16 protein-coding genes are annotated in these 25,873 nt (G+C 48.6%); 6 read left to right on the forward strand and 10 right to left on the reverse strand.

The genetic code is table 11. From position 1 onward, the window contains the following. The first annotated feature begins 202 nt into the window (after positions 1-202). On the forward strand, positions 203-2,542 hold the full coding sequence (locus OLMES_RS04310; RefSeq protein ID WP_087460118.1) for an esterase-like activity of phytase family protein: 2,340 nt from the start codon (positions 203-205) through the stop codon (positions 2,540-2,542). Between the two features lie 78 nt (positions 2,543-2,620). On the opposite strand, the gene OLMES_RS04315 is transcribed toward OLMES_RS04310, so the two are convergent. Together OLMES_RS04315 and OLMES_RS04320 are read right to left on the reverse strand one after the other, a co-directional pair. Further along, a complete protein-coding gene (locus tag OLMES_RS04315) occupies positions 2,621-4,792 on the reverse strand; it encodes a TonB-dependent receptor (protein WP_087460119.1) in 2,172 nt (723 codons plus the stop codon). A 248-nt stretch (positions 4,793-5,040) separates the two neighbouring features. Further along, positions 5,041-8,205 carry a bifunctional diguanylate cyclase/phosphodiesterase gene (locus tag OLMES_RS04320; RefSeq protein ID WP_087460120.1) on the reverse strand — a complete coding sequence of 1,055 codons (3,165 nt, stop codon included), beginning with the start codon at positions 8,203-8,205 and terminating at the stop codon, positions 5,041-5,043. Between the two features lie 342 nt (positions 8,206-8,547). Between OLMES_RS04320 and OLMES_RS04325 the strand changes: the two genes are divergently transcribed. The 3 genes from OLMES_RS04325 to OLMES_RS04335 all read left to right on the forward strand — a co-directional run bounded on the left by OLMES_RS04325 (position 8,548) and on the right by OLMES_RS04335 (position 10,360). Beyond that, entirely contained in the window at positions 8,548-9,036 is a 489-nt protein-coding gene (locus OLMES_RS04325) for an Hcp family type VI secretion system effector (protein ID WP_087460121.1), read from the forward strand. 311 nt (positions 9,037-9,347) lie between these two features. Next, on the forward strand, positions 9,348-9,836 hold the full coding sequence (locus tag OLMES_RS04330) for an Hcp family type VI secretion system effector (protein WP_087460122.1): 489 nt from the start codon (positions 9,348-9,350) through the stop codon (positions 9,834-9,836). A gap of 89 nt (positions 9,837-9,925) precedes the next feature. Continuing rightward, positions 9,926-10,360, forward strand: coding sequence for a universal stress protein (locus tag OLMES_RS04335; protein WP_087460123.1), 435 nt, complete (start codon positions 9,926-9,928; stop codon positions 10,358-10,360). A gap of 56 nt (positions 10,361-10,416) precedes the next feature. On the opposite strand, the gene OLMES_RS04340 is transcribed toward OLMES_RS04335, so the two are convergent. Beyond that, positions 10,417-11,664 carry an ABC transporter substrate-binding protein gene (locus OLMES_RS04340; protein ID WP_198343214.1) on the reverse strand — a complete coding sequence of 416 codons (1,248 nt, stop codon included), beginning with the start codon at positions 11,662-11,664 and terminating at the stop codon, positions 10,417-10,419. Between the two features lie 336 nt (positions 11,665-12,000). Here OLMES_RS04340 and OLMES_RS04345 point away from each other — a divergent pair, with 336 nt between their 5' ends. Beyond that, positions 12,001-14,112: a methyl-accepting chemotaxis protein gene (locus OLMES_RS04345; RefSeq protein ID WP_087460124.1), complete on the forward strand. Its 2,112-nt coding sequence runs from the start codon at positions 12,001-12,003 to the stop codon at positions 14,110-14,112. Between the two features lie 65 nt (positions 14,113-14,177). On the opposite strand, the gene OLMES_RS04350 is transcribed toward OLMES_RS04345, so the two are convergent. The 6 genes from OLMES_RS04350 to OLMES_RS04375 form a co-directional block, all read right to left on the reverse strand. After that, on the reverse strand, positions 14,178-15,545 hold the full coding sequence (locus tag OLMES_RS04350; protein ID WP_198343215.1) for a phosphohexomutase domain-containing protein: 1,368 nt from the start codon (positions 15,543-15,545) through the stop codon (positions 14,178-14,180). Positions 15,546-15,779: 234 nt separating this feature from the next. Next, a complete protein-coding gene (locus OLMES_RS04355; protein ID WP_087459828.1) occupies positions 15,780-17,045 on the reverse strand; it encodes an IS701 family transposase in 1,266 nt (421 codons plus the stop codon). 263 nt (positions 17,046-17,308) lie between these two features. Beyond that, complete coding sequence (locus tag OLMES_RS04360) at positions 17,309-18,208, reverse strand: fructosamine kinase family protein (RefSeq protein ID WP_087460125.1); 900 nt, start codon at positions 18,206-18,208, stop codon at positions 17,309-17,311. Continuing rightward, positions 18,208-20,100, reverse strand: coding sequence for a cation:proton antiporter (locus OLMES_RS04365; RefSeq protein ID WP_087460126.1), 1,893 nt, complete (start codon positions 20,098-20,100; stop codon positions 18,208-18,210). Before OLMES_RS04365 ends, OLMES_RS04360 begins: the two co-directional genes overlap by 1 nt. A gap of 145 nt (positions 20,101-20,245) precedes the next feature. Then, entirely contained in the window at positions 20,246-21,079 is an 834-nt protein-coding gene (tcdA, locus tag OLMES_RS04370) for a tRNA cyclic N6-threonylcarbamoyladenosine(37) synthase TcdA (RefSeq protein WP_087460127.1), read from the reverse strand. 157 nt (positions 21,080-21,236) lie between these two features. Beyond that, positions 21,237-22,121 carry a LysR family transcriptional regulator ArgP gene (locus tag OLMES_RS04375; RefSeq protein WP_087460128.1) on the reverse strand — a complete coding sequence of 295 codons (885 nt, stop codon included), beginning with the start codon at positions 22,119-22,121 and terminating at the stop codon, positions 21,237-21,239. Positions 22,122-22,272: 151 nt separating this feature from the next. On the opposite strand from OLMES_RS04375, the gene OLMES_RS04380 reads away from it, so the two are divergent. Beyond that, positions 22,273-22,977, forward strand: a complete 705-nt coding sequence (locus tag OLMES_RS04380; RefSeq protein WP_087460129.1) for a LysE/ArgO family amino acid transporter — start codon at positions 22,273-22,275, stop codon at positions 22,975-22,977. A 97-nt stretch (positions 22,978-23,074) separates the two neighbouring features. On the opposite strand, the gene OLMES_RS04385 is transcribed toward OLMES_RS04380, so the two are convergent. Next, positions 23,075-24,892, reverse strand: a complete 1,818-nt coding sequence (locus OLMES_RS04385) for an acyl-CoA dehydrogenase C-terminal domain-containing protein (RefSeq protein WP_087460130.1) — start codon at positions 24,890-24,892, stop codon at positions 23,075-23,077. Between the last annotated feature and the right edge of the window lie 981 nt (positions 24,893-25,873).

The raw sequence follows: 25,873 nt of genomic DNA on the forward strand, positions 1-25,873 counted from the left end.
ATGTTCCAGTCGAGATTATAGCCCTGTTGCGATAGAGCTGAATAAGCTTGTTGCGCTGTTAAGTGGACAGATCCGGTCTGGATTCGCGTTGTGAATGACCCGTAATTTGTTTCTGAATTGAAACATTCTGGTAATACATTTCTTTTAGGCTCTTCAACACTCTTTTCCGTCTTAAAAAATGTAACCAGAAGGTAAATATTTCATGCGTGTAAAGTCACCAAGTTCTAAATTGGCGCTTTCCGGTCAGATCGTGGCGGCCAGCCTATTGTGCCTTAACCTCACGGCCTGTAATGACGATGATGATAATAATGACACCTATTTCAACCGGGTGTCGACCTTTCCAATCTGCCAACAAATCGATTCCAACTGTAATACCGATGAAACCACGGTAGCAGAGATTGTTGCTGCCAGCAGCGATGGAATGACACTGATCTATACCGATAGCCAGCTGGAAAACCTGGGTTTTGTTGATATTTCTGATCCAGCTAACCCTAAACCCATGGGAACCGTTGCACTTTCCGGCGAGCCGACATCGGTTGCGGTAAACGGTGATTATGCGCTTGCTGCAATCAATACCTCCGAGAACTTTGTGAATGTGAGTGGAGAACTCGCTGTGATCAATGTTCCCGGTCAAAATCTTGTGACAACGATCCAACTGGGTGGTCAACCTGATTCCATCGCTGTCAGCCCGGACAAAAGCTACGCCGTGGTTGTGATTGAGAATGAGCGTGATGAAGACTTAGGTGAAGGGATTCCGCCTCAAATGCCAGCGGGTGGCTTGATTATTATTGATATGCAGGGTGAACCGGGTCAATGGACTACTCGTAGTGTAGATATGACCGGACTGGCTGCGAAATTCCCGGAAGATCCCGAGCCGGAGTATGTCGATATCAACGCCGATAATGTTGCGGTCATAACTCTGCAGGAGAACAATCATATCGTTCTGGTTAATCTGGTGGATGGTTCGATCGTCAACCACTTTAGTGCAGGTACAGTAAATCTGACACAAATTGATACCACCGAAGAAGATCCGGCGCTTATATCGCTGACTGAAACCCAGAATAATATTCCTCGTGAGCCAGATGGTGTTACCTGGTTGTCCACCGAGTTGTTCGCAACCGCTGATGAAGGGGATATGGATGGCGGGAGCCGCGGTTTCACGATATTCAATACCGCTGGAGAAGTTGTTTATGCGCCAGGCAATGCGCTGGAACATGTGGTTGTCAGCCATGGTCACTATCCTGACGCGCGATCAGGGAACAAGGGCAACGAACCTGAGAACGTAGATTTTGGCAAGTTCGGTGGTAAAGATTACCTGTTTGTAGCGTCTGAGCGCTCCAGTGTGGTTTTTGTCTATGATATCGACAATGCCAGCCAGGCTCAGTTAAAACAAGTTCTGCCTGCTTCTGTCGCGCCTGAAGGTCTGTTGGCTTTGCCATCGCGAAATCTGCTGATTGCCGCGAGTGAAGAAGATGCACGTGGTGATAAAATTCGCAGTGCCCTGAATATCTATCAGTACAATGGGTCTACCCCGGCGTACCCAACCATCAAGTCCACAAATCGTGCTGACGGTACACCCATTCCCTGGAGTGCCCTCTCTGGCTTGGCTGCCGACCCAAATGACAACAATGTGGTTTACAGCATTCAGGACAGCTTCTATCAACAGAGTCGTATTTTCAAACTGGATGTCAGCCAGAAGCCGGCAATGTTGGTTGAAGATATTGTATTGAAAGACGTAAATGATGTTTTGGCAAGCCTTTCCGTAGTCCAGTTGGATGATGCACAGGTTGCAGCTGATGATGATACCCGCGTAAGTGTGTTTGATGAGGCGGATCTGGCGGCGATGATTAACTCGGATAAGACCGTTAATCTGGATCCTGAAGGGATTGCTGTGGCCAGTGATGGTGGTTTCTGGGTTGCATCTGAAGGCTCCGGCACCATGGGTGAAACTAACCGCCCGATCAACAGCCTTAATATGATTCTGAAGACCAGTGCTGCTGGGACAATAGAGCGCGTTATTACGCTGCCTGAAGCCGTTAATGCGGTACAACTGCGCTTTGGCTTCGAAGGTGTGACTGAAGCAGATGGCAAAGTGTACGTTGCATTCCAGCGTGCATGGAACGGTGAAGACAATGCCCGGATTGGTATTTTTGATCTCGCGAGCTCGACTTGGTCATTCCTGTTCTACCCACTTGATCCCCGTGAGTCTCAAGCGGGTGGTTGGGTTGGTCTGTCAGATCTGACAGCATTGGGTAATGGTGAATTCCTGGTACTTGAGCGTGATAATCAAGGTGGGCCCGATGCGGCAATCAAGCGTTTGTATCGTATCAATTTGTCGGATTTGAACGACGGTGATGTGATCAGCAAAACCCTCGTAGATGACTTGATGGATAACCTGGCTGCTGCAGGTGGTCATATCCCTGAGAAGATCGAAGGTGCCGCCGTTCTGGGTAATGGTGATGTGTTGATCGTTAACGATAACGATGGTGTTGACGATTCCAGTGGTGAAACGCAATTGATTAATCTGGGCAATATTCTGTAATTGTTGTAACCGACTTTTCATCACACAACAAAAAACCGCGCACTGCGCGGTTTTTTGTTGTCGTATTGATTGTACCGATTAAATCAAATGATAAGTGAATTTTGCACCGAAAGTCCGGGGGGGATTAATATCCCGGGTCACCCCTGTGGAGGCTGCTGGAAATTCACGGCTTGAAGTTGAATAGTCTTCATCGCCGAGATTCTCACCGAAAATCTGTACTTCCCAGCGTTCGTCCGCAGATAAAAGGTTAATTCGGGCGTTCACTACCGAGTAGGCACCTTGTGATGACACGTTTTCATTAAAGGCAGTGAAATAGACTTTATCCTGCCAGGACCACTCTGCACGATAACGCAGCGTGCCAATGCCGATGAAATGCTCATATTGCACAACGGTACTGACTTTATGTTCCGGGGCACTGTTCAATTTGTTGCCAGAAACATCGACCACAACTGGGCCACTGGGCGCCAGATATTTGTCATATTCGGTCTTCAGGTAGGCATAGTTGAAACCGATCAGAAGATCGTAGATGGGGCGCCATTCGGTTTCCAGTTCAACCCCGTAAATGGTGGCATCGGCAGCGTTGCTGATTGATAGAACGCCCGGTTGAGTGAAGGCTGACACCTGAAGATCGGTGTAATCATAATAGAACCAGGCCACGTTCGTTCTTAGGCTATCTAATAACTCTGTTTTGACCCCTGATTCGTAAGACCATACAAATTCCGGATCATATTGGGCATCACCAGATGTGAAATTGTAACCGCCGCTCTTAAAGCCGCGGCTCACTGTGGCGTAGAGCATGGGACCATTGTTGAAAGTGTAATCGACAGAGGCTTTAGGGCTCCAAGCGTCCCAGTCATCTTTGTTCGATACTTCAAAACCGCCAATTTGGTTTGTGCCAGCCATTAATCGTTGAACATTATTAAATTCTTTTTCTTCGTAGCTGTACCGTAAGCCAAGCGATGCGTTCAAGTTCTCAGTCACAGCATACGTACCTTCTGTAAACAGGGCATATGCTGTGGTCTCGTTTTGTGCATCGAGATTATTGGCCAGTCCTGGAAGGTTGACATTTACGATACCGAGCGTGCTGTGTTCTTCCTCCAGATAAAACAAGCCTGCGACCCAGCTCATTCGGTCTGTCGTCAGGTTCAGCTGAATTTCTTCAGAAAGCTGATCCTGACGCTCTGCAAGTTCGGTTACCAGTGCATCAATGTTACTGCCATCCGTGTCCTCAATAGTATCGAATGTATTATCCCGGTAAGCTGTCAGAGATGATATTGTCCATTCGTCACTGAGATCCCAGCTTAATTTGGCCGATGTCCCCCAAGCCTTTTGATCAACAAACGGGTCGTCATAGGAAATATGCATATCCCAAGGATCTGAGGGAATAATAACCTGTTCTCCAAGTGGCGCGGGCTGGCCGGTAACCCCGAGTCCGGTGGACTTGTAAGCACCTGTAGCCTCGTCAATGGTGGTGTAATCCCCTCTCAGTATTAATTCTCCACGCTCTGCAAACAAAAACCTCAGTGCGCCTCGTGTGGACGTGCTGTCTTCATCCATTAAGCCGTCGATGCCCGTGGGGGAAACATTATCGACATAAGGATCACGTTTGGCTTTTTGTACTGCGATGGAGCCGTAGATATTTTCTGCCATTTCGCCACTGAGATTGGCGTTCACGCGTACTTCATCGTAGTTGCCCAGTTGCACACTCGCGTTTGCATCGGTTTCGGGGCCCGGGGTTTTGGAAATAACATTGATCGTGCCGCCAATTGAGTTTCGGCCGTACAGTGTCCCCTGGGGGCCCCTGAGCACTTCCACCCGTTCGACATCCAGAAAATCGATTAGCGATGTCGTCGGACGTGGCTGATAGACGCCATCGATATGTACGGTCACGCTCGGGTCGGAGCCGACAAAGTCAAGGTTGGTACCGATACCGCGAATGTATATTCGAGTGGCCTGGCCGTTGCGGTTAATATTCAGCCCGGGTGTTTGCAGCTTCAGGTCTTCAATATTTTCCATGCCTGCTTCTTCCAGGCCGGTTGAATTGATCGCTGTAATCGAGCTGGGGACCGTTTGCAAGGATTTGGCTCCGGTTTTGGTTCCCGTGACAATAACTTCTTCAAGTTTTTTAGTGCTGGTCTGGTTTTCCTGTTCGGGTGCTTCCTGTGCTTTGAGCAGCCCCTGGCTGGTGATCAGGGCAATGGCGAGAGGTAATTGTAATTGCTGAACAGGGCTCTTTATTTTTATTCCCATACTGACCTCGTGTTGGGTTCGAGTTGGCGTAAGTCCGGCATTAATTTAATGCAGCAGCGAGTGCCGAGTGAAGTATTCGTAAAAATGATGTTTAGCAACTTTACAGTATAGCGGGAACTCTCAGAGTTAAAACCGAGTTCTGAACTTCTATACGGGACTGTTTTTCCCGTTGGGGATAAACAGTTTGCCCGTATAGACAAGCTCGCTGTGATAACTTGCTTAACTGGAAGTGTGATTAGCGCGTATGGTCAACTCACGAGGTGCTGAACGGGGGTATTTATTGAGCTTGATTCGAGCCACTCTGAGAATTTTCGGGCGGGTAAGGGCTTGCTGAACAGGTAGCCCTGTACCAAATCGCAATATTGATTTTGGAGAAACTCAAGCTGGCCTTTGGTTTCAACCCCTTCTGCGACGACCTTTAAGCCGAGAGAGTGGCCGAGTTGCACCACAGCTTTTGCCAAAGTGGCACTATCTTTATCATGTTCAATATCGGTAACAAACGAGCGGTCAATTTTAACTTTGTCCACGGGAAAGCGTCGCAGATAGCCGAGCGAAGAATAACCGGTGCCGAAATCATCAACGGATATCTTGACCCCAAATTCACGCATGTCAAACATCGTGGAAATGGCGGCATCAGGATCATTCATGACATAGCTTTCCGTGATCTCAAACTCCAGCAGTCCCGGATTGATGTCATAAGCATGCATTGCACTACAGATTCGTTCTAATAGATCGTCTCGCCGGAACTGCACGGATGACAGGTTCACGGCAATGGGTACCTGTGGTAATCCTGCATCTTGCCATGCCCGGATTTGCATGCAAACCTCTTCCAGTACCCAGTCGCCAATTTCGACGATCAAGCCGGTTTGCTCTGCCAGGGGGATAAACTCATCGGGTGGAACTCTGCCCCGCTCAGGGTGTTGCCAGCGCAGCAGTGCTTCTGCCCCCGCAAGGCGATTGGTGGCAATATCAATTTGTGGCTGATACTCGATAAACATCTCATTGTTAACCAAGGCTCGCTTCAAGTCCGTTTGCAACAGTCTGCGACGCTGGATTTCGGCATCCATTTCATCGATGTAGTGTCGGTAGGTGTTTTTACCTTCCCCTTTTGCGCGATACATTGCCATATCGGCGTTCCGGACTAATTGATCAGGTTCGTGATGATCATCCGGGAACACGGTTATACCGATGCTGACACCGATATGCATTTCGTTGCCTTCGATATGGTAAGGTTGGGAAATGGCTTCAATAATGCGGTCAGCCAAAGAGCAGACAATGTTGGCATCATCAATTTCGGTGATAATCATGGCAAACTCATCGCCGCCCAGGCGTGCGATTGTGTCGGATGTGCGTCCGGTTTTAAGCAGGCGCAGAGAAACCTTGCGCAGTAACTTGTCCCCCTGCTCATGACCCAGGGAATCATTGACCACCTTGAAGTTGTCCAAATCCAGAAACAGAAGAATAACTTTTTGTTGTTGGCGTCGGGCGCGTTCAAGTGCTCGACACAACCGGTCATTGAACAGCACCCGGTTGGGTAGCCCCGTCAGCGTATCGTGCATTGCCAGATACTGCATTTGTTTTTGCGCTCGAATCCGGTCTGTAATGTCGCGAATAAAAAAAGCAAAGAAACGATCGTTGCCTTCAAGCCAACTGGATAATGCCACTTCGACGGGGATTTCGTTACCTGTCTTCCGCCTCGCCAGAGCTTCCAGCATCGTGTCCGATTCCTGTTGCTCGACACTGTCGTTTAATTGCCCCATGACGACTTTTAACTGACCATCGTCAATGCTGGGCAGGATCAGGGCGATCGGGTGATGAATTATTTCTTGCGCGTTGTAGTCAAACATTTCTTCTGCGGAATGGTTCCAGTCAAGCACCAAACCTTGATCATCCGTGATGACAATTGCATCTTGTGCGGTTTGTGATACGGAGCGAAAGCGGATTTCTGACGTTTGTAAGGCTTTTGTCCGTTTATTGAAATAATAGGCAACCTGTCCGAGTTCGTCTGCCCGCTGGTCATCCAGCAAAACCAGGTGTCGGGGACTGGATTGTGCGTCCAGTGTGCGCAGTGATGCCGACATCCGTGTTAACGGTTTGATCAGAACCCGTTGAAGAAAAATATAGGCTGCCAACATAGCGACCAAGAGCATAAGTACCAGTGCCAACGAAACCTGGCTGGAGACTTCATTGGCGCGGGATGTAGCAACCCGCTCCGGGGAGACCAGAATCACTTTCCAGTAGGTTTCCGGCATTAAAAAGCCGGTGACCCAAACCGGCTCGTTCAAGAGAATATCCCGCTCGAGTTCCAATGGGCCGAAAGCAATCTGGGATGTGTTATTCAAATCAAACGGATCCAGTAATGTCGCTGCAATTAACGCTGCTTCCTCTTCATTGATCTGGTCGCTGCCTGTAGCGATATCGAGGGCGAGCTGTTGATTGAAGTCCGGCTTTTTTCGAGCTTCGAAGATGATCCTGTCGTTGATTTGTTGCAACGCCTGTGCAACCGGTTTAAAGCGTTCGGAATGCTTTGCCAGTTCTTCTGCCGTCAAAAACTCCTGCGCGGTGCCCTCGGAAGTTTGGGTGCGCAGGGTGGCAACGGTTGTATCCGGGAATGACAGTAGTTTATTGTTGCGATCAACTGCAAAAATGTAGCCGCCAAATTCACGGGCTCGTTCGTCAAAAAATTCTTTCAAGCCCTGAAGTTTCAAGTCGAGCGTAGCCGCCCCAATAAACTGTGAAGTGACCGACTGGCTGTTGTTGCCCTCTGTTTTTGTAATGGCGACGGTACAGGTGACCATGGGCTCGAATGAATAAGGATCCATATAGGATTTTGACCAATAACACTTTTCATGCCGCAAATATTGTGCAGGCACATACCATTCTTCCTGGTGGTAGCCGCGTCCATTTGGATCATTGTAGTCATTGTAGAATTCCAGTAATCCTTTCTGGTTGCGCCCCCAGAAATAACTGTCCCTCCTTTTGTCCGGAGCGAATTGGTAAGGTTCTGGCCAGACACCTCCTCCGGCGATAACCGAGCCATAGCCATAAGGATTGAGGATTTCCGGTACCACTTTATGCAGCTTTTCCGGGGACTGACCCAGACCTTCGCCCAACTGGGCCAGATCGCGGGTCATCGCTTCCGCCATTTTGGTTCGCTGGCTCAACTCAGTGACAACCCGGTGACCGGATTGCGTCAACAGTTTGATATTGTCATCAATAAGAATAGAGCGTCCCAGTGTTTGCAGTACAACAATCGCTGCAATGATCATCGCGATCAGTACTGTGACCAGGCCAATGATGATCCGAACCTGAAGGCTTTGGTACCATTTGATTCGGGTCTGGCTTGTGCTTGGGCCGGGCGGCGAAGGTGGTAACATCTGTGGCCCCTCCGAATAGGGATATGATGACGGCATAGGTCAGATTTCCTGCAATCTTTGCAATGGGACATTCCTTGCCTAAAACATAGCGTTTTGCTTCGAAATTGCCAAGTGATAACACACTGATCTTAGTTGATTGAATTCAATTTGCCTGCCTACAGACGCAGGTTTTTCTGCTGTTGCATCGATGGTCGCCGAACTGTGAGCCAGTTCCGATATTTTAGTGAGGGTCTGCTGAGGCCAAAATCGCCTTTATAAGTAACCACGGTGACAACAGTGACTGAGCGAGTTCACCAAGGTGGGAGAACAGCGAACTGGAATCTACAGATCCAAGCGAAGACGCGAATTGTTAAATGATAAATCTACGAGGGTAAGAATATGGCAATTTTCATGCAATGGGACGGTGGTTCAATTAAAGGTAACGTCACCGCGGAAGGTTATACAGACTGGATAAAACTGGAAAATGTACAATTTGGCGTAGGACGTGGTATCACCATGGAAGCCGGCAACATGTCCAACCGGGAAGCAACGCGCCCAAGTTTGAGTGAAGTGTCCGTCAGTAAAGTCATGGATGGTGCATCATCGGGATTATTCCAGGAAAGTCTGGTGGGGTCAGATGGTAAAAAAGTCGTTATTGCCGTGGTTAAAACCGGTGCAGACAAAGTTGAAGAATATGTGAAGTATGAGTTGGAGGATGCGTTATTCAGCTCCTACAGCATGTCTGCTGGCGATTCAGGCCCTCCATTTGAAAACCTGGCGATCAGCTACTCGAAAATCAGCATGATCTACACTGCTGCAGATAAAGGTAATACTGCCGGAAACCAAGGCATCGTGGGTTATGACTTGCAACTCGGCAAAAAAGCATAAGTACTTAATTTCGGCCACAATGTGTTTTACCGACATGGTGTTATACCGACACGGTGTTTTACCGACACATTGTGACGTAGCCTGAAAAAACCGGTTTCAGTTTTTGCTGAAACCGGTTTTTTGTTGTCATTTTCCCAGAATCCCGAATTGCGTCTAAGCTAACAAAGTAAGCGGAACTTCGCCGAATTTCCGTGAGGGATACCAAGGATTAAAATCGCTTTAATCATTATACAAGCAGTGTTCAATGATCAAACTGATTCTGGGTACTGTGATTAATCGATCATCAAATACGTGAAGCAGAGGATACTAACATGGCAATTTTCATGCAATGGGACGGCGGATCAATCAAAGGGAATGTAACAGCAGAGGGGTACACCGACTGGATAAAACTGGAAAATGTTCAATTTGGTGTAGGTCGTGGTATCACGATGGAAGCGGGTAACATGTCAAACCGGGAAGCGACTCGCCCGAGTATCAGTGAAGTTTCGATCAGCAAGGTCATGGATGGCGCATCCTCAGGGCTGTTTCAAGAGAGTCTGGTCGGGGCCGACGGCAAGAAAGTTGTTATTTCTGTGGTGAAAACGGGCGCAGACAAAGTTGAAGAATACGTTAAATACGAGCTTGAAAATGCGCTGTTCAGTTCGTACAGCATGTCTGCTGGTGATTCGGGACCTCCTTTCGAAAATCTGGCAATCAGCTTCTCCAAGATCAGTATGATCTATACTGCAGCAGATAAAGCTAATGCGGCAGGTAATCAGGGTGTGGTTGGCTACGATCTGGAATTGGGCAAAAAAGTCTAGTTCAAACGTCGTCTGACAACACTCCGAAGAACCGGGGGCCGACGGGCTACCCGGTTTTTTTTATTCAGACTCAAAGTGGAGGCGCGGAGATGTTTAAACAGATTGTGATTCCAGTGGACCTGGACGAGCTTGCGTTTGCAGATAAAGCGATGAGCGTTGCGCTGCGACAGGCCGAGGAATTCAATGCGAAGTTGCACATTATATCGGTTGTTCCCGGCTATGGTATGCCGATGGTGGGCAGCTTTTTTCCAAAAGATGCGATGGGAAAAGCGTTCAAGACATTGAAAAAACGTCTTCAGGATTATGCCGGTGAAACTGAAAAAAGCGGGGTCAAGGTAACGAGTGCTTTACTGGAGGGCAGTAAGCCCTACAAGGTAATCTTGAAGGAAGCGAAAAAAGTGGGTGCTGACCTGATTGTCATTCCGAGTCATAATTATCGGCGGGTGGACAAAATACTGCTGGGATCCTTTACCAGTCGCGTGGTGGAGAGAGCAAAAATGTCTGTCATGGTTATCAAGCCGTAGTGCATCGCGTTTCGCGATCACACTACGGTTGTTGCTGAATTTGATACTATAGTTTGCTATTCCCTGGATGCATCGAGTTGCGAGGTACTGCGTGTTGCGAGGTATGTTGATTCATGTGCGTTTGGTCGAGTGCCTGTTGTGGCATCTGACCATGAGTTGAGTGGAACAAAGTGACCTCCCCGGATAATTGTGGGCCAAATTGTATTACTGGCTTGGTGGTCACTAGTGCTCAGGGAAAGTTTGGTGCCTCCGAGTCCCAGGTCAAACAAAGCGAGCTGTTCAAGATTGTCGATGATTGATTCCCGGTCCAGTGGCGCAGACGATGATGTTAACGCTTTTGCGAAAATGGCTGCGGCAATATAGCCTTCCAGAGAAACAAAACTGGGTTGTGCTGCGCGATCCAGTGCGAGTAGATCATTCCGGTATTGTGTGATGAGGGGCTGTTCTGAGTCATAGTGTGGCACGACCTGTGTCACAACAACGCCTTCGGCTTTATCCCCTAGTGTGGCCTTCAAAGCTTCACTGCCGACAAATGACACGTTCAGAAAAATAGCATTGGGGAATTCTTCTTTCGCCAGCGAAATAAATTTGGCACAGGGGCCATAGGCGCCCACCATGATAATCGCCCGTGGATCCTCAGGAGCATCAAACATTGCACTGAGTGCGTCTTCCACATTTAACGTGTTGCGAGTGTAGCGTCCGTGTGCCAGCATTTCCGGGGTATTAAAACCGTGACGCTGCAAGGCCTCAACCGCACCTTGATATCCTGCGTCCCCGTATCCATCGTTTTGCGTAAAAAACGCTATTTCCTCAGGTTTTATCCCCGTAGACAACAGTCCGTCGATCATTGCTGATGTTTCTTCTGCATAGCTTGCCCGGTAGTTGATTATATATCGGTCAGGCGGCGATTTGCGTAAAACACCGGCACCAGTAAAGGCTCCGAACAATAACGTTTTGTTTTTATTCGCTATGGGGACCGTGACAATCGCTGTGGGCGTTCCGACATTGCCGATGATAGCTAGCACCTTGTTTTGTTCAATTAATGTTCTCATATTCGGAGCGGCTTTTGCAGGCTCATAGCCATCATCAAGCGCAATGAGTTTGAGCTTTTTCCCTTGCACGCCGCCGTCCTTGTTAACCCGATTGAACAGCGCATCCACGCCCTGTTTCACACCCAGGCCCAACTGACTGGCTGGTCCGCTAAGTGCAGTACTCATACCAACGACGATTTCATTTGCGAGGCTTGCCCACGACAACATACTGAAGAGCACACCCGCCAGTATTGTCCGTAACTGACGATGCATAGTTTCTTTCTCCTGAGTGTATTTAAGTGCAATGAATATTTTTGTTGATTAAATTGGTTGTTGCAAAATCAAAGGTGACAGCAATCAATTTATTGCTAATCTTTAAGATTGCAAAGTGTCAGTTTAGCCTAAAAAAATAATAGTGTTTTGTGTGTAACAGTATCGTTTAGCGTGTAACAAGCGTAGTGAAGTGGCTTCCTCCGGGCAGCTGAAATATCAACTGAGTTCACTGGTGTTTCGTAACAGAAACGGGATATAAGTTATTTGCGCCGAAGAGCGCATTGTCTTCCGCCTACATGTTCGAATAGTGAAAGTTAACTTTTTAATGTATTCGATATGAATTTTCTCCATAAAGTCAGTATCAAAGTATTGCTGGTATCCTGGTCGTTGTTCGCTATTCTCGCATTGGCCATTGTGTCGGTAGTTAGTGTTTTTTCCAATGAACAGCTGTCCCGCAATACAGACGTGTTGATTAACCAGGTGATTCCGGTTGAAAAAGCCAATGAGGCAAGCTTTGCGGTTGTTTTAAAGTATTTGAACCGACAATCTCAATTGTTAATTGTTGAAGGTGCAGATGCATTGGCCGCCATTGAAGACCGCACCCACCTCGACCGTGAGATTCAAGCACCGTTTGATCAAATAAAAATAATGTTAGGGGAGGCCGGAGCGCAGCATTCCTCTGCATTGCTGCAGGCCTATGCGCAGTTTATCGAGGCTGATGATGATCTCCTGGAAAATACGCGTTCCGGCCTGAAGCTGGATCAAAAAACCGTAGTGGCTACCGGTGAAATTGCGCAAAGCATAGCAACACTGCAATCCAAAGCTGAGGCGATTTCTGGAAAGGTGATCTTGAGTGCCAAACGGACTGCCCGTGCATTTCGGCGCGATATTGAGAAGGTTAACGACTTGAATGTAATGCGTGATAGAAGTTTGTTGTTTCTGGCGTTGGATAGCTCTGTTGTCGTCAAGGCTGCGCATTCCTTGAAGGCTGATCTTGAAGCGTTGAATGCAGTGGCCATGCGTATTTTGTTAATTGAAAACCCGGACTTGCTCGTGGGTTTGCGGGACAATGTCGTCAAACAATTGTTTACTAATACACGATCCGAGTTAGCAGTAATCGAAAGTAGTGAACAACGATTTGCTGAGGAAGTAGCACAACAAATTAGTGGGTTGGAAGCGCTAGAGAGTTTGATCAGTGGGCCAGAATCTCTGATCGCATTACGTGAAGCCAAGTTGGCTAATTTGGCCGCACGAAATGCAATCCATACGAGAATTAATGAGTCGCAAAGTAAAATATTATTTGCCTTGGAACAGGTTTCTAATTTTGGCGGTGTCATCGTGAATGATGCCGAGGCGCAATCTGAAGCGACGAAGCAACAGAACCTGTTTATGCAGGCGTTTATGGGTGTGGCCGTGGTTGTGGTGATGTTATTTATGGGTGCTTATATTGGGCGCAGAATCAATATACCGCTTGAGCAACTTGTTGGCGTCATGCATCGTCTTTCAGATGGAGATCTGACACAATCAATTCAACAGTCCAAGGCTCAAGATGAGTTTGGCGAGTTAATTAAAGAGGTTCATGTTACCACCGATAACCTGAGAGAGATGCTGCGACTTGTTTTAGATGCTTCCGGTCAAATCTCCCAGGCATCTGGGTCGCTCGCTCAAACAACAAAAATCACCAATGAAGGTGTTCAAAACCAGAAGAAAGAATCAGAATTGCTGGCAACGGCAATGACTGAAATGGCGGCCAGTGTCAATGAAGTGGCCTCCAATGCATCCGATACCTCACAAGCAACACAAGACGCATCAGGGAAAGCGGAGCACGGCAATCTGACGGTTCAGGAAACCTTGGAGGCCATGAATTTACTCAGTGAGAATATCGAGAAAGCGTCTGAAATTGTGCGTCATCTTGAACGTGACACGAATAAAATAGGTTCAGTGATCGATGTTATTCAGGGCATCTCGGAGCAAACTAATTTGTTGGCGTTAAATGCCGCAATTGAAGCTGCTCGAGCAGGGGAGTCCGGGCGCGGGTTTGCTGTAGTCGCAGATGAAGTGAGAGCATTAGCGAAAAAAACCCAGGACTCCACCGAGGAGATACAGCAGGTTATCGGTTCGATACAAAGTGGTACCAAGAGCGCAGTCCAGGCCATGGAAAAAAGTCAGCAAGTGGGTGCGGACTGTCATGATAAGGCGATTACCGCTGGCAACAACCTTGAAGAAATCGTACAGCAGGTTGATTTCATCAATCAGCGTAATCTACAAATTGCTTCTTCATCTGAGGAGCAGAGTTCTGTGACGGCTGAGATGCACCAGAATATTGTCAAGATTAATCGAATTGCCGAAGAAACGGCTGCGGCCTCCGACACCGTTGAGGGGAACAGCGATCACCTCGATGTTCTTGCCCGAGCTCTCAAGACAATATTGTCGCGCTACAAGGTTTAAACGCCGACATAATTCTTTATCCCACCGGTTGTCCTTTGCTGAACTTACCGGTGGGACACATTGTGTTAAGCGCCTTGATCGAATGTTTCAATCTGGGCGAGTAATACCTTCGTTTTCTCCTGCATCAGCGCCTCATCACCTTTTGACTCAACGTTCAAACGCACTACCGGTTCGGTATTGGAGGCGCGTAAATTGAAACGCCAATTGGAGAACTCAAGACTTATACCGTCTAAGGTGGATACCTTCAGGGCATCCGCTTCATAGCTGGATTTTATTTTATCCATCACGACTTTGGCATTGCTCAGTTTGCGATTGATTTCGCCACTGGCCGGATATTTTGCCATGCGTTCTTCAACCAATGCCGCCAGAGGTTGTCCTGACTGGCAAATCAGTTCTGCGATCAGTAGCCAGGTAATCATCCCGCTGTCGCAGTAAGCAAAATCACGGAAGTAATGGTGGGCACTCATTTCGCCGCCGTAGACTGCATCTTGATCACGCATGATTTGTTTGATGAAAGCATGCCCGGTTTTGCTCTCAACCGCTTGCCCGCCAGCCGCTTCGGCAACATCGATTGTGTTCCAGGTTAACCGGGGATCATGGATTACGGTTTGTCCTGGATGCTTGGATAGAAAGTTTTGTGCCAGTAAGCCAACAATGTAATAGCCTTCAATGAAGCGCCCTTGCGCATCAAAAAAGAAGCACCGGTCATAGTCCCCGTCCCAGGCGATTCCCAAATCTGCTTGCTCCGCTTTCACAACATCTGCAGTGGCGGCTCGATTTTCTTCCAGAAGCGGGTTCGGCACGCCTGCCGGGAAATGACCATCCGGATTATGGTGAACCTTGATGAATTCAAACGGCAGGTGTGACTCCAGGGCATCAATCACCAAGCCGGCACCACCGTGTCCGGCGTTTACGACGATTTTGAGCGGTGTTAACGTGGTGGTGTCAACGTAGCTCAACAAGTGGCTCACGTAGTCATCCATTACCTGTTTTGTTTGATAGGTTCCTTGCTCCGGGGCATCCTCAAACTCAGTCCCGGCAGCAATCAGGTTTTTAATGTCAGTCAATCCAGAGTCGGTGCCAACGGGGCGCGAATTCTTCTGGACCATTTTCATGCCGTTGTAGTCTTGAGGGTTGTGGCTTGCGGTTACGACAATGCCGCCATCCATTTCGTAGAAAAACGTTGAGAAGTAAATCATCTCGGTGCCACACAGACCAATGTCTGTGACATTCGCACCTGCGGCTCTCAAGCCTTTGATGAGCGCTTCCGTGAGTTCCGGGCTGGAAAGCCGAATATCGTGGCCGACGACGATGTTCTTTGCGCCGATGATTTGCACATAGGCTCGACCAATTTTCTCCGCCAGGTCTACATTCAATTCGCTCGGGACCTTGCCCCGAATGTCATAGGCTTTGAAGCAACTGAGGTCAATCATGTTTTATTCCTTATTAAGTTTATTCCCGAATCAATCTTTGTGTACCCGAAAAGTACGAGCGACACAGATTTGTAAACGTAGCCGTCAGGGCTGTGTATTTTAGAGGTTATGTTTTTCAACTAAAGTTTAGAGTTTGAGCATGATCCTCCAGTCCTGATTTCTGACCGGATAAATTCTGCTTTCTCTTCTACCCGCCTTATTCTAGGCGGCTTTTCGCTAGCGAGAGTCTTTATACTACTCAATAGCCCTCGCTGGCGGTTTAAATATTCGAGACTTTACGTCCCACCAATCCCTCACGGCAACTTGCTGTAAATTCCGTTGCAGCTTTAACCGAACCAGTCCCGCCGTAATCGGCGCATGTTTGCGCCAAGGGATGTCCAAGTGCATTTCTTGACCTGCCGACTCTTTCCAATAAGTGAGCAACTGCACCAGCGCATAGCTGAGAGAGATGATCTGAACCCACCGATGCAGCACCTGTCTGGATTGCTGCCAAGTCTCATTCCAGCCCCAGCGATTCTTTAACTGATGGAACATGGGCTCAATACTCCAGCGCTTGGCGTAGGCTTTTATGATGTCGATGCCCGACATATTCGTTCGAGTCGTCAACAAGAGCCGGGCAGGTTTTAAGCTACCGTCTTCGTTTTCAAACTGCACCCACACAACCTTTACGAGCTGCCCATCTAAAAAGCGGGCTTTGGCTATCACTGTTCGATACCTCAGTGACTGCTGTCGTCCATAGATCGTGACATTGGCGCAAGTCTCTTCCAGGTTAGTGACTCGCTCTGGTGTGTATTTCTCTCCGTACTTTCGAGGGCGTCCTCTTTTCCCGGTTCGTTCTGGAACATCGTATAAGGCGGTATCCTTTCGGACTTGCCCGATAACGTGATACCCCATACCTTGAAGGGAGGCAATCAGCGTACCCCGCATATACCAGCTATCCATCAGGACAGTGGCCCCGGTAAAAAATGACCTCATCACGCGAAGTAAAATGCCTGCCGTTACCAGCTTGTTACCGTTCCCGCAGGCTCGCGTTAAGCGCGAGATCAGTGGGATCGACCAGGCTTGTTTCTGCCCCTTAACAATCGCTGATAAACTGACCCAACACTGGCCGCGAACAAATTGCGGGCGGTTGGCCTTGTTACCATGCATGTGATGAAACTGACTACTGGGTGCTTTCTTGGAACTCCTTAGCACCAAGGTATCATCAATGGCCAAATACCACTGTTCATTGGGACACCATTGAGTCAGTAACTGACCCAGCTGTTGCGCGAGTGCAACCCATGACCACTTTCCCTTTTGCAACCACTTGAAATAACTGCTCCAGTGACGCTTCATTGCCACCATCAACCAGGCATCAGTGACAAACCCTGTTGGCGTGAGCATCGCCCCAATCAGTAACTCAATAAAGGTGGGTACTGAACGTAGGGGTAGAGCTTTAACCAAAAATGTGATCCAATCAAACAGGATCTCGGGGATATTGCCGTATCCCTTAGCGTCCATAGCGGCCTCCAGAATTTAATCGTTTTTCGTTCTGAAGGCCGCGCCTTATAAAACTATGGTTTTAAAAAGTCTTATAAGGCGCGGCAGCGCGAAGCCTGTCGCAAAGTCAATCATTTTGTCTTACTGGGTTCGAATTCTTTCCTCTGAAACTCTAAACTTTAGTTTTTCAAGTCTTATCTTTTTCGATACTTACGCTTTTAGTGTTTAGGGTCAACACAATCCAAGTGCTGATGCAAATAGTTTTCCAATCCGTACGGATTGCCCTAGCTAAACCTTTTCAGGATATCTTTTACACTTGTGAAATAACCCGAGCCAAATAAATTGAGATGATTTAACAGGTGATAAAGGTTGTAAATATCCTTGCGTGAGCGCCAATCCGGGGCGACTGCGCCGGATTGTTCATATGCGCTATAAAAGGCATCCGGGAAACCGCCGAATAATGTGGTCATGGCCAGATCACTTTCGGCCCATCCGTAATAGCAGGCCGGGTCAATCAACGTAGGCTGACCGGAACTGTTGACGATGACATTGCCTGACCACAAGTCGCCATGAACCAAAGCGGGAGGCTGATCGGGTATCAGGTCAGGGAGTGCGTTGCAAATTGCGTCGATTTGCTTTAAATCGGCTGCTGCCAGTTTTTGGCTATCGAATGCTCGTTTTGCCTGAGCCTGCAACCGAAAGGTCGCGAAAAACTCGTAACCGTCGGCCATCGGTGTATTGATTTGCGGGGTCAAGCCACAGAAGTTATCTGTAAAGCCGAATTCGGTGTTGTGCTGGCGCGCTTTGTTGTCGTTATGCATTCTGTACAGCTGCTGTCCCAGCACTTCCCAGTAGTCCGAACATCGTCCAACTGCCGGGATATAATCCATTAACAGGAAATGGTCGGATACACGATGGACTGTCGGGGTATCCAGCGTGTTCGTGGTCGCAATTTCCTCAAGACCCGCGGCTTCCGCCAGGAAAAATCCGGGGGGAGCTGAGCCATGGGTTTTCAAGAAAAACTGATTCCCCGTGCTGGTCGTAATCAGGTGTGAGTCATTGATACAGCCACCCTGAACAGATTCGATTTCAACTAATTGTCCTGCACCACTAAGGTGCAGCCATTGCAGAAGTTCTGCTGTTTCTCCCTCCGGCAGGGCCAATCGGGCTTGCATGTACTCCATCAGGTTTGACTCGAATTTTTAGTTGGCACGGCCTGACCTGTAGATTGCCCATCGGATGGTTGTGGGTTCGGCTCAGCTTTATCGGTTACGCCATTTGTGCTGCCTGTCTCCGGTGCAATCAAGCTAATGACGTCCCAACCCACTGTGGGTTTTGGCGGGGTCGTGGCGGAGAACGGTTGCACAATACCATTGGGTGAAACCGCGAATAAAGGAATAAGACGATTGCCATGTTTTTCCTTGTGACGGGAAAACGTATATTCTTCGGTCAGTTGGGTCGTTTTTACGGATGCCTTTCTGCTGATCAGGCTGGCGAGTTTGCCAAAGGTAACGCCCTCACCAAATAAACCCCGTGTGGAGTAAATCTTTTCAAGTGATTTATGCCGTGCTGTTTGTTCCTCATCGCCCTCGGACAGGCCGAAAACGTGGCCTTTGCCGAATAAATCCAGAAAATGGAACGTTGCCTGGGTATTCAGTTGCTTGTAAGGGGAAATGGCGAGCATATTTCCGATGCCGGTAATTTCCATATGATTTTCTGCATGCTCCGATACCGGGTTGCCATAGTAGACGGGAAGACCATCCATGCGAGCTTGTTTAATGTATTCCCAGTTGGTGTCGGTTACCAGAACCTGTACTTTTTTCTGAAGTAGAGCTTTAGCCACTGCGCGGGCGACTTGATTTGCACCGACAAACAGGTAGCCATTGGTTTCCGGCTCGACGACTTCGAGGCGCCCGGCTATTACTCGTGCAGTCAGGCTTTGAAGTACAACGGTTGCAATGATGACCATGAACACAAGCGGGACCAGTAGGGCCGCATCTGGCACCTGATCTTCAAGGCGAAAAGCGAACAGTGAGGACACAGCAGCGGCAACGATACCCCGGGGTGCAATCCAGCTCAAGAAGGTTTTATCCTGCCAGCTCAGTTGTGTTCCAATTGCTGAGAGCCAAACGCCAAGAGGGCGGGCAATAAAAATGATGGCCAATAAAACCCAGACGGTGCCCCAACCCAGCTGTGCAATGGTGGAAAAGTCCAGTCGAGCTGCAAGAATAATGAATAGGGCAGAGATCAGCAGGACACTGAGGGACTCTTTGAATTCCAGTATGTCGTCAACGGGAACACCTCTCATGTTTGCCATCCAGATGCCCATGACCGTCACCGTTAACAGCCCTGACTCATGAACGATTTCATTGGAGATTGCATACACACCCAGCATGAACGTGAGTGTGCCTGCATTTTGCAGAAATTGCGGGAGCCAGTGTCGGCGCAATACAATCCCGAGCAGGTAGCCTGACAAACAGCCCAGCCCAATCCCGACAAGCAGGGTCATACTGAATGTCGCGACCGTAGCTTCAATAGCATGTTGTTGTCCGGAAATAATTAACTCGTAGACGAGCACGGCCAGCAACGCGCCAATAGGATCGATGATAATCCCTTCCCATTTCAGTATATTCGCCAGATTGCCTTTCGGGCGCACGGCACGCAGTAATGGCATGATAACCGTTGGGCCGGTGACCACAATAATCGAGCCGAACAACAACGCAATAGACCATGACAGGCCCAATGCCAGCTTGGCAGCGACCGCACCAACAAAAAAACTAATGAGAATACCGATACTCAGGAGGTTTCGGACCATTTTTCCATGGCCCTTAATATCCTTGAGTTCCAGTGTCAGAGAGCCTTCAAAGAGGATAACGGCCACGGAGAGTGACACCAGAGGGAAAAGCAGGTCACCAAACATTTGATCCGGTTGAATCCAGCCGACAACCGGACCCAGAATAATGCCCGCTAATAACAGAAACAAAATGGCCGGGAGTCGAAGTTGCCAGGCAAGCCATTGCAGGATGAGCGAGATAATGCCAATGCTTGCCAGTATCGTCAGTGTCGTAGTTTCCAAAAGAACCTTATCCCTCTTGAGTAGACGCCAGTATCGAGCTTTTGTGTGTCCGTAAGAGGGTAGTTAGACAAGATTACAGCCTGTTGACCACCGACGAACACCTGTATTCAACTATTTTCAGACGGGAGGGCATCAAGAGAAAAGCTTAAGTCGTTTTTACGCCACGGGCTGCTATTTTTTGTAAAACCCGAGATACCGCAAAGAAGCCGAAAGTGGCTGTAATGTGGGTCACTGCGCCAAAGCCGCTTGCACAATCCAGTCGAACCGGACCATTGTTCTCCGGTTTTTGCTGGCATACCTCGCCATCCGCCTTGGGGTAAGTTAGCTGTTCTGTTGAAAATACGCAATCTATTCCCAGCTTTCGCTTCGGGTTTGAGGAGAAACCGTAGTTTTTTCGCAGTTGACTCCGGACTTTGGCCAGAAGAGGGTCTTGATACGTCCTGCCGAGATCGGCCATCTGAATTTGTGTCGGATCTGTCTGGCCGCCCGCGCCGCCGGCGCAAACAATCGGGATTTTCTGTCGTTTGCAATGGGCAATGAGACGGGTTTTCATTTTGACGCTGTCTATTGCATCTAAAACATAATCGAATTCATCGTTGATAAGCTCGGCCAGGTTTTTCTCCGTAAGAAAGGATACCCGGGCATTCACCTGGCAGTGTGGGTTGATCCGCCGAATTCGCTCTGCCATTGCCTCGACTTTCAATTGTCCAATATGACCATCGAGTGCGTGAATTTGCCGATTAATATTGGATACGCAGATGTCATCAAGATCAATGAGTGTCAGGTGGCCGATTGCACTGCGTGCCAGGGCTTCTGCTGCCCATGAGCCAACACCGCCGATACCGACGATGCAAACATGCGCGTTCTGGAAGCGGTCATATGCGGCTTGACCGTAGAGTCTGCGTATGCCGCCGAAGCGATAATCAAGGTCATGTCCAGATGAGTCTGGTATTTCGGAAGTTGGTGGTATGGTGGTCATCATATTCTAGTTGGTCAGCAGAATGTTGCAGCCGTGGTCAGGTTAAAACCCAAGTTATGTATAAAACCAGAGTTACGTATGAACGAACATTCTAGCATCAGGGGAGGGCGGAGCTGTAATGCTTTTTTATTCGGCTCTGCCCCTGAATGGCCTGTTCCTAGAGGCCGTGTTTCGCTTCGCGAAGCAATGCATCGGTGAGTAAACGGTTAAGACGGGTTTTGAGGTTCCAGATATGCCAGTACAGGGGAATATCAAAATGGCAACCGGGTAGCAGCTCGACTAATTCGCCACGCTCACGTTCCGGTTTGCTTTGAATATCCGGAATCAATCCCCAGGCGTGTCCCCGTGCGACAAAACTCAGAAATGATTCCGTTGACGGGATGCGATGACACGGCATATTTAACGGAAGATCAAAAAATGTACTCAGGTAGCGTCGTTCAAGATCGTCTTTATGGTTGAATTCAACACAGGGGGCCTTGCGTATCGTATCCGCACTGACGCCATTTTTAAAATAGCGTTGTTTGAATTCCGGACTGACCAGGCAGCGATAAGTCATGATCCCCAGGGGAAAACAGTTACAACCGAGTATGGCTTCATTACTGGCACTAATGCAGCCGATAACATCGCCTTTCCGCAATAGCTCGTGGGTTCTGTCCTGGTCGTCAACTTTGATATCAACAACGATATTCTCGTTTCTCAAGATTGGGTCGAGGGCATCCAGAAGCCAGGTCGCGAGGCTGTCGGCGTTAGATCCGATCGCGATAGACTGGGTCGCAGATTGCTGTTCTTTCCCGCCCAGGGCCTGTTGTAAATCACTTTCCAGCATACTGATCTGGCGGTAGGTTTTTATCACCAATTGCCCTTGCTCTGTGAGCTGTAAAGGGGTTGTCCGGATTAACAGTACATGCCCCAGAGATCGTTCCAGTTGCTGGATACGCTGGGATACCGCAGACTGGGTGATGTGCAGACGCTCTGCAGCCTTCTCGAAGCTTTGTTCCTCAAATACCCGCGCAAGGGTTTCAAGCTTTTGATAATTGATCATAAGAAAAACTAATGACCTAGTAGTTTAATTAATTTCATTTAATCATAGTGCGATTCTAAAATCTTTGCTCACAAATGCTGCGGTGTAATAACGCGACGGGGTTTACAGCCTCAGGCTGTATTGATTAAGCGTGAAAGAGAGGTTTTGGAGTATGAACTGGGAGATCTACGGGCCCCTGGCCAAAGGGTTTGTCAGTGGGGCGAGTTTGATTATGGCAATTGGTGCGCAGAACGCTTTTGTACTGTCCCAGGGGTTGCGGAGAAACTACAGCGGCTCAATTGCGGTGGTTTGTTTTGGGCTGGATGTTGCCCTTATTGTGCTGGGGGTTGCGGGTATGGGATCACTGGTGGCAAGTCACCCGGTCTGGTTGCTCCTTGCGACGCTGTTCGGTTTTGTTTTTCTCACATTGTATGGCCTTCGAGCCTGGATCTCGGCTTGTGGCGTGCATTCGCTCCAGCCGGAGAGCCACGGGTTCAGCAGTCGACGTGCTGCAATGACAGGCGCGCTGGTGTTATCACTGATCAACCCACATGTATATATTGATACCGTATTGTTACTTGGCAGTATTGGTGGTCAGTTACCCGGTAATGGACCCTGGTTGTTCGCGCTGGGCGCATGCTGTGCCTCGGCCTTGTGGTTCTTCAGTCTCAGTATGGGTGCGCAGTTTCTTGCGCCATTGTTTGCTTCCCCCCGCGCCTGGAAGATTCTGGATGTTGTGGTGGGTATCGTCATGTTAAGTCTGGCGTGGTCTTTGCTGCAAATGGCAGAAGATCAATTTAATGAAATGAGTAACGTTGAGGTAATGGAGTCTGTCCCGTCGTTATTTGGCCCGACACTTCTTCCGGATGCGCTTTGAAGACAGGACTCACTGACAGGCAGGTTAATGAGTCGGTGAGTCCTGAGGAACGCTTATGCTTCCAAAGCGTTGTAACGCCTAAAAAACAATGCGCGCTTTAAAAGGCAAAGTGAGCTTCATCGAGACTCATCAGCGTGTCCGCTCCGGCCATCATCGCCGCATAGTGCGATTTGGTCCGAGGCAGCAGACGTGCAAAATAGAATTCTGCGGTGCGAATCTTCGATTCATAAAACTCCGGGTTGGAGACACCCTCAGCGAGTTTTTCGTACGCCTTCTCCGCTTGCAGTGCCCACATATACGCTAACACGATATAGCCGGAGTACATCAAGTAATCGACAGATGCGGAGCCAACTTCATCCCGGTTACGCATGGAGTTTACAAATACCCGCAAGGTCAGGTAAGACCACTGCCTGTTGATCCAGGTGAGTTCAGACAGCATTTTCTTCATTTTCTTGCGCTGTTTGCCGGAAACAAACTTTGACTGGCCTTTGCAGTACTGGCCTAATTCCTTGCTGAAGCGGCGGAAGGCTGTGCCCTTGTCGAGCAGAATTTTCCGACCGAGCAAATCCAGGGCCTGAATACCAGTGGTGCCCTCATAGAGCATTGAGATTCGTGTATCTCGCACGATTTGCTCCATACCCCATTCTTTGATGTAGCCATGTCCGCCATAAACCTGCATACCCAGATTGGCTGCTTCGTAGCCGGTTTCGGTTAAAAATGCCTTAACAATCGGGGTCAGGAAGCCCAGATCATCATCTGCGTTCTCCCGGATTTCTTCGGTTGCGCCGTGTACCAGGTAGTCCGCTTTCAAGGCGCTATAGTAGATTAACGCTCTGCCACCTTCGGCAAACGCTTTTTGGGTGAGCAGCATGCGGCGTACATCGGGGTGAACAATAATCGGGTCGGCAACTTTGTCCGGCGCTTTTTTGCCCGACAGCGAGCGCATGGACAGTCGCTCACGAGCGTAGCTCAGTGCACCTTGAAAGGATAGCTCTGCGGCGCAGGAGCCTTGCAGACCCGTACCGATTCGGGCGGTGTTCATAAATGTGAACATGCATTGCAGCCCTTTGTTCTCCGGGCCAATCAGATAACCTTTCGAGCCATCAAAGTTCATGACACAGGTTGCAGAGCCTTTGATCCCCATTTTCACTTCGAGTGAGCCGACAGAAACGTTGTTGAATTCGCCTACATTACCGTCGTTATCCGGAAGAAACTTAGGTACGATAAACAGCGAGATCCCGCGAGTACCTTTCGGTGCATCCGGTAAACGCGCCAGAACGATGTGGACAATGTTGTCAGTAAAGTCGTGGTCACCGGCAGAGATAAAGATTTTAGTGCCGGAAATTGTATATGAACCATCGTCATTTGGAACGGCTTTGGTTTTCACCTGTCCCAGGTCAGTCCCGCATTGGGGTTCCGTAAGACACATTGTGCCGGACCAGGTGCCTTCAGTCAGCTTTGTTAAATACAATGCTTTTTGCTGTTCATCACCATGCAGATAAATCGTGTTCATCGCGCCCAGGCTAAGTCCTGGATACATGCCCCACGACCAGTTCGCAGTGCTGATGATTTCTGATTTTAATACACCCAGTGACACGGGGAGACCCTGCCCCCCGTACTCAATCGGATGTGACAGGCCTTGCCATCCCCCGGCAACATATTCCTGATAGGCTTCTTTAAAGCCTTCCGGGGTTTTAACGTTACCGTCCACCAATTCACAGCCTTGCTCATCGCCAGTTTGATTCAAGGGGGAGAGGCGCTCTTCTGCGAAACGTGCGCATTCGGTGAGTATGGCATCGATCATATCCGGGGTGGCTTCCTCCCCTTCAGCGAAATTCTTGTAGTGCTGCTCTGCGCCCAGTAAGTCGTTAAAAATAAACTTCATATCATTGAGTGGCGCCTTATACTGCGGCATAGATTCTTCTCCTGGTAAATAATCGTATCTGACAGGACATATGTACCCTTTATATACAGCTATCGAATTCGAGCGACCCGTAAAACCGGTAGCAAAGTGACGGTACAGTTGTGCCTATAGGCGTATTGTGAAGTGAGGAGTGCGGGTGCGTAATTGGCAGGTCTCGGGCTAAGGCCTGAAATTTCGGCCAATTTCAGGCCAAAAAAAAGGCTGTGCAATGCACAGCCTAAAGTAAGCAAGGTAAATTACCGGTTTCCCGATAACAAACGGACTAGTTCAGAGACACTAATCAACACGTAAAAGTGTAAAACAAGAGTAATTACTTTGGAAGGTCAGATTGTGACAAATCGGAGGTCATTTTAGGACAGTGTTGCGTGTTAATGGTGCAATTAGGCAGAGCAGAGCGGAGGTGAGCCGGGGTGGTCACGCTTCGAAGGTGGCGATATGGTTTCATCAGACGAAAAAAAGGGCTGAACCAAAGGTTCAGCCCGTAAGCAGAAAAGTCTTAACTCCGAAGAGTAAGAACTTGTTCAGAGACACAAATCAACGATATGAATTATGTACCAACGCACTAAGATATGTTAGGTCAAAGCGGACCAAATTTCGGTCATAATGGGACAAATGTACTAAATTTGTTGTCATGTTGATTAAATGTACAAAAAACTCACAGTCTGAAAACGGGAAATAATGCGGAGTGGGGCGATGAGTGAAACACGATCAATCATGACTGGGAACAAACAGGTAGGGAGGAATTTCGTGTCATTGGTTAGAGAATCAAACGCCAGGCATAAAAAAAGGCCGCTCAAATGAGCGGCCTTATAGCAAGGTAAGCAATGAAGGCGGAGCAACATGTTCAAGACGGCTCCCACCTGCGTGCTTATTCAGAGACACAAATCAACAGTTCTAATTCTGCACTACTGTACTAAAACTTTGCAAGAGGAAGGGTTGTCAATTGATTTAATAGTGGCACAATAGTTCCAT

Source organism: Oleiphilus messinensis, assembly GCF_002162375.1.
Classification (GTDB): Bacteria; Pseudomonadota; Gammaproteobacteria; order Pseudomonadales; family Oleiphilaceae; genus Oleiphilus; species Oleiphilus messinensis.

What these genes read in the sequence shown, in the direction of transcription:
- OLMES_RS04310 (WP_087460118.1), top strand. Translation starts at nt 203, where the DNA reads ATGCGTGTAAAGTCACCAAGTTCTAAATTGGCGCTTTCCGGTCAGATC.
- OLMES_RS04315 (WP_087460119.1), bottom strand. Translation starts at nt 4,792, where the DNA reads ATGGGAATAAAAATAAAGAGCCCTGTTCAGCAATTACAATTACCTCTC.
- OLMES_RS04320 (WP_087460120.1), bottom strand. Translation starts at nt 8,205, where the DNA reads ATGCCGTCATCATATCCCTATTCGGAGGGGCCACAGATGTTACCACCT.
- OLMES_RS04325 (WP_087460121.1), top strand. Translation starts at nt 8,548, where the DNA reads ATGGCAATTTTCATGCAATGGGACGGTGGTTCAATTAAAGGTAACGTC.
- OLMES_RS04330 (WP_087460122.1), top strand. Translation starts at nt 9,348, where the DNA reads ATGGCAATTTTCATGCAATGGGACGGCGGATCAATCAAAGGGAATGTA.
- OLMES_RS04335 (WP_087460123.1), top strand. Translation starts at nt 9,926, where the DNA reads ATGTTTAAACAGATTGTGATTCCAGTGGACCTGGACGAGCTTGCGTTT.
- OLMES_RS04340 (WP_198343214.1), bottom strand. Translation starts at nt 11,664, where the DNA reads ATGCATCGTCAGTTACGGACAATACTGGCGGGTGTGCTCTTCAGTATG.
- OLMES_RS04345 (WP_087460124.1), top strand. Translation starts at nt 12,001, where the DNA reads ATGAATTTTCTCCATAAAGTCAGTATCAAAGTATTGCTGGTATCCTGG.
- OLMES_RS04350 (WP_198343215.1), bottom strand. Translation starts at nt 15,545, where the DNA reads ATGATTGACCTCAGTTGCTTCAAAGCCTATGACATTCGGGGCAAGGTC.
- OLMES_RS04355 (WP_087459828.1), bottom strand. Translation starts at nt 17,045, where the DNA reads ATGGACGCTAAGGGATACGGCAATATCCCCGAGATCCTGTTTGATTGG.
- OLMES_RS04360 (WP_087460125.1), bottom strand. Translation starts at nt 18,208, where the DNA reads ATGGAGTACATGCAAGCCCGATTGGCCCTGCCGGAGGGAGAAACAGCA.
- tcdA (WP_087460127.1), bottom strand. Translation starts at nt 21,079, where the DNA reads ATGACCACCATACCACCAACTTCCGAAATACCAGACTCATCTGGACAT.
- OLMES_RS04375 (WP_087460128.1), bottom strand. Translation starts at nt 22,121, where the DNA reads ATGATCAATTATCAAAAGCTTGAAACCCTTGCGCGGGTATTTGAGGAA.
- OLMES_RS04380 (WP_087460129.1), top strand. Translation starts at nt 22,273, where the DNA reads ATGAACTGGGAGATCTACGGGCCCCTGGCCAAAGGGTTTGTCAGTGGG.
- OLMES_RS04385 (WP_087460130.1), bottom strand. Translation starts at nt 24,892, where the DNA reads ATGCCGCAGTATAAGGCGCCACTCAATGATATGAAGTTTATTTTTAAC.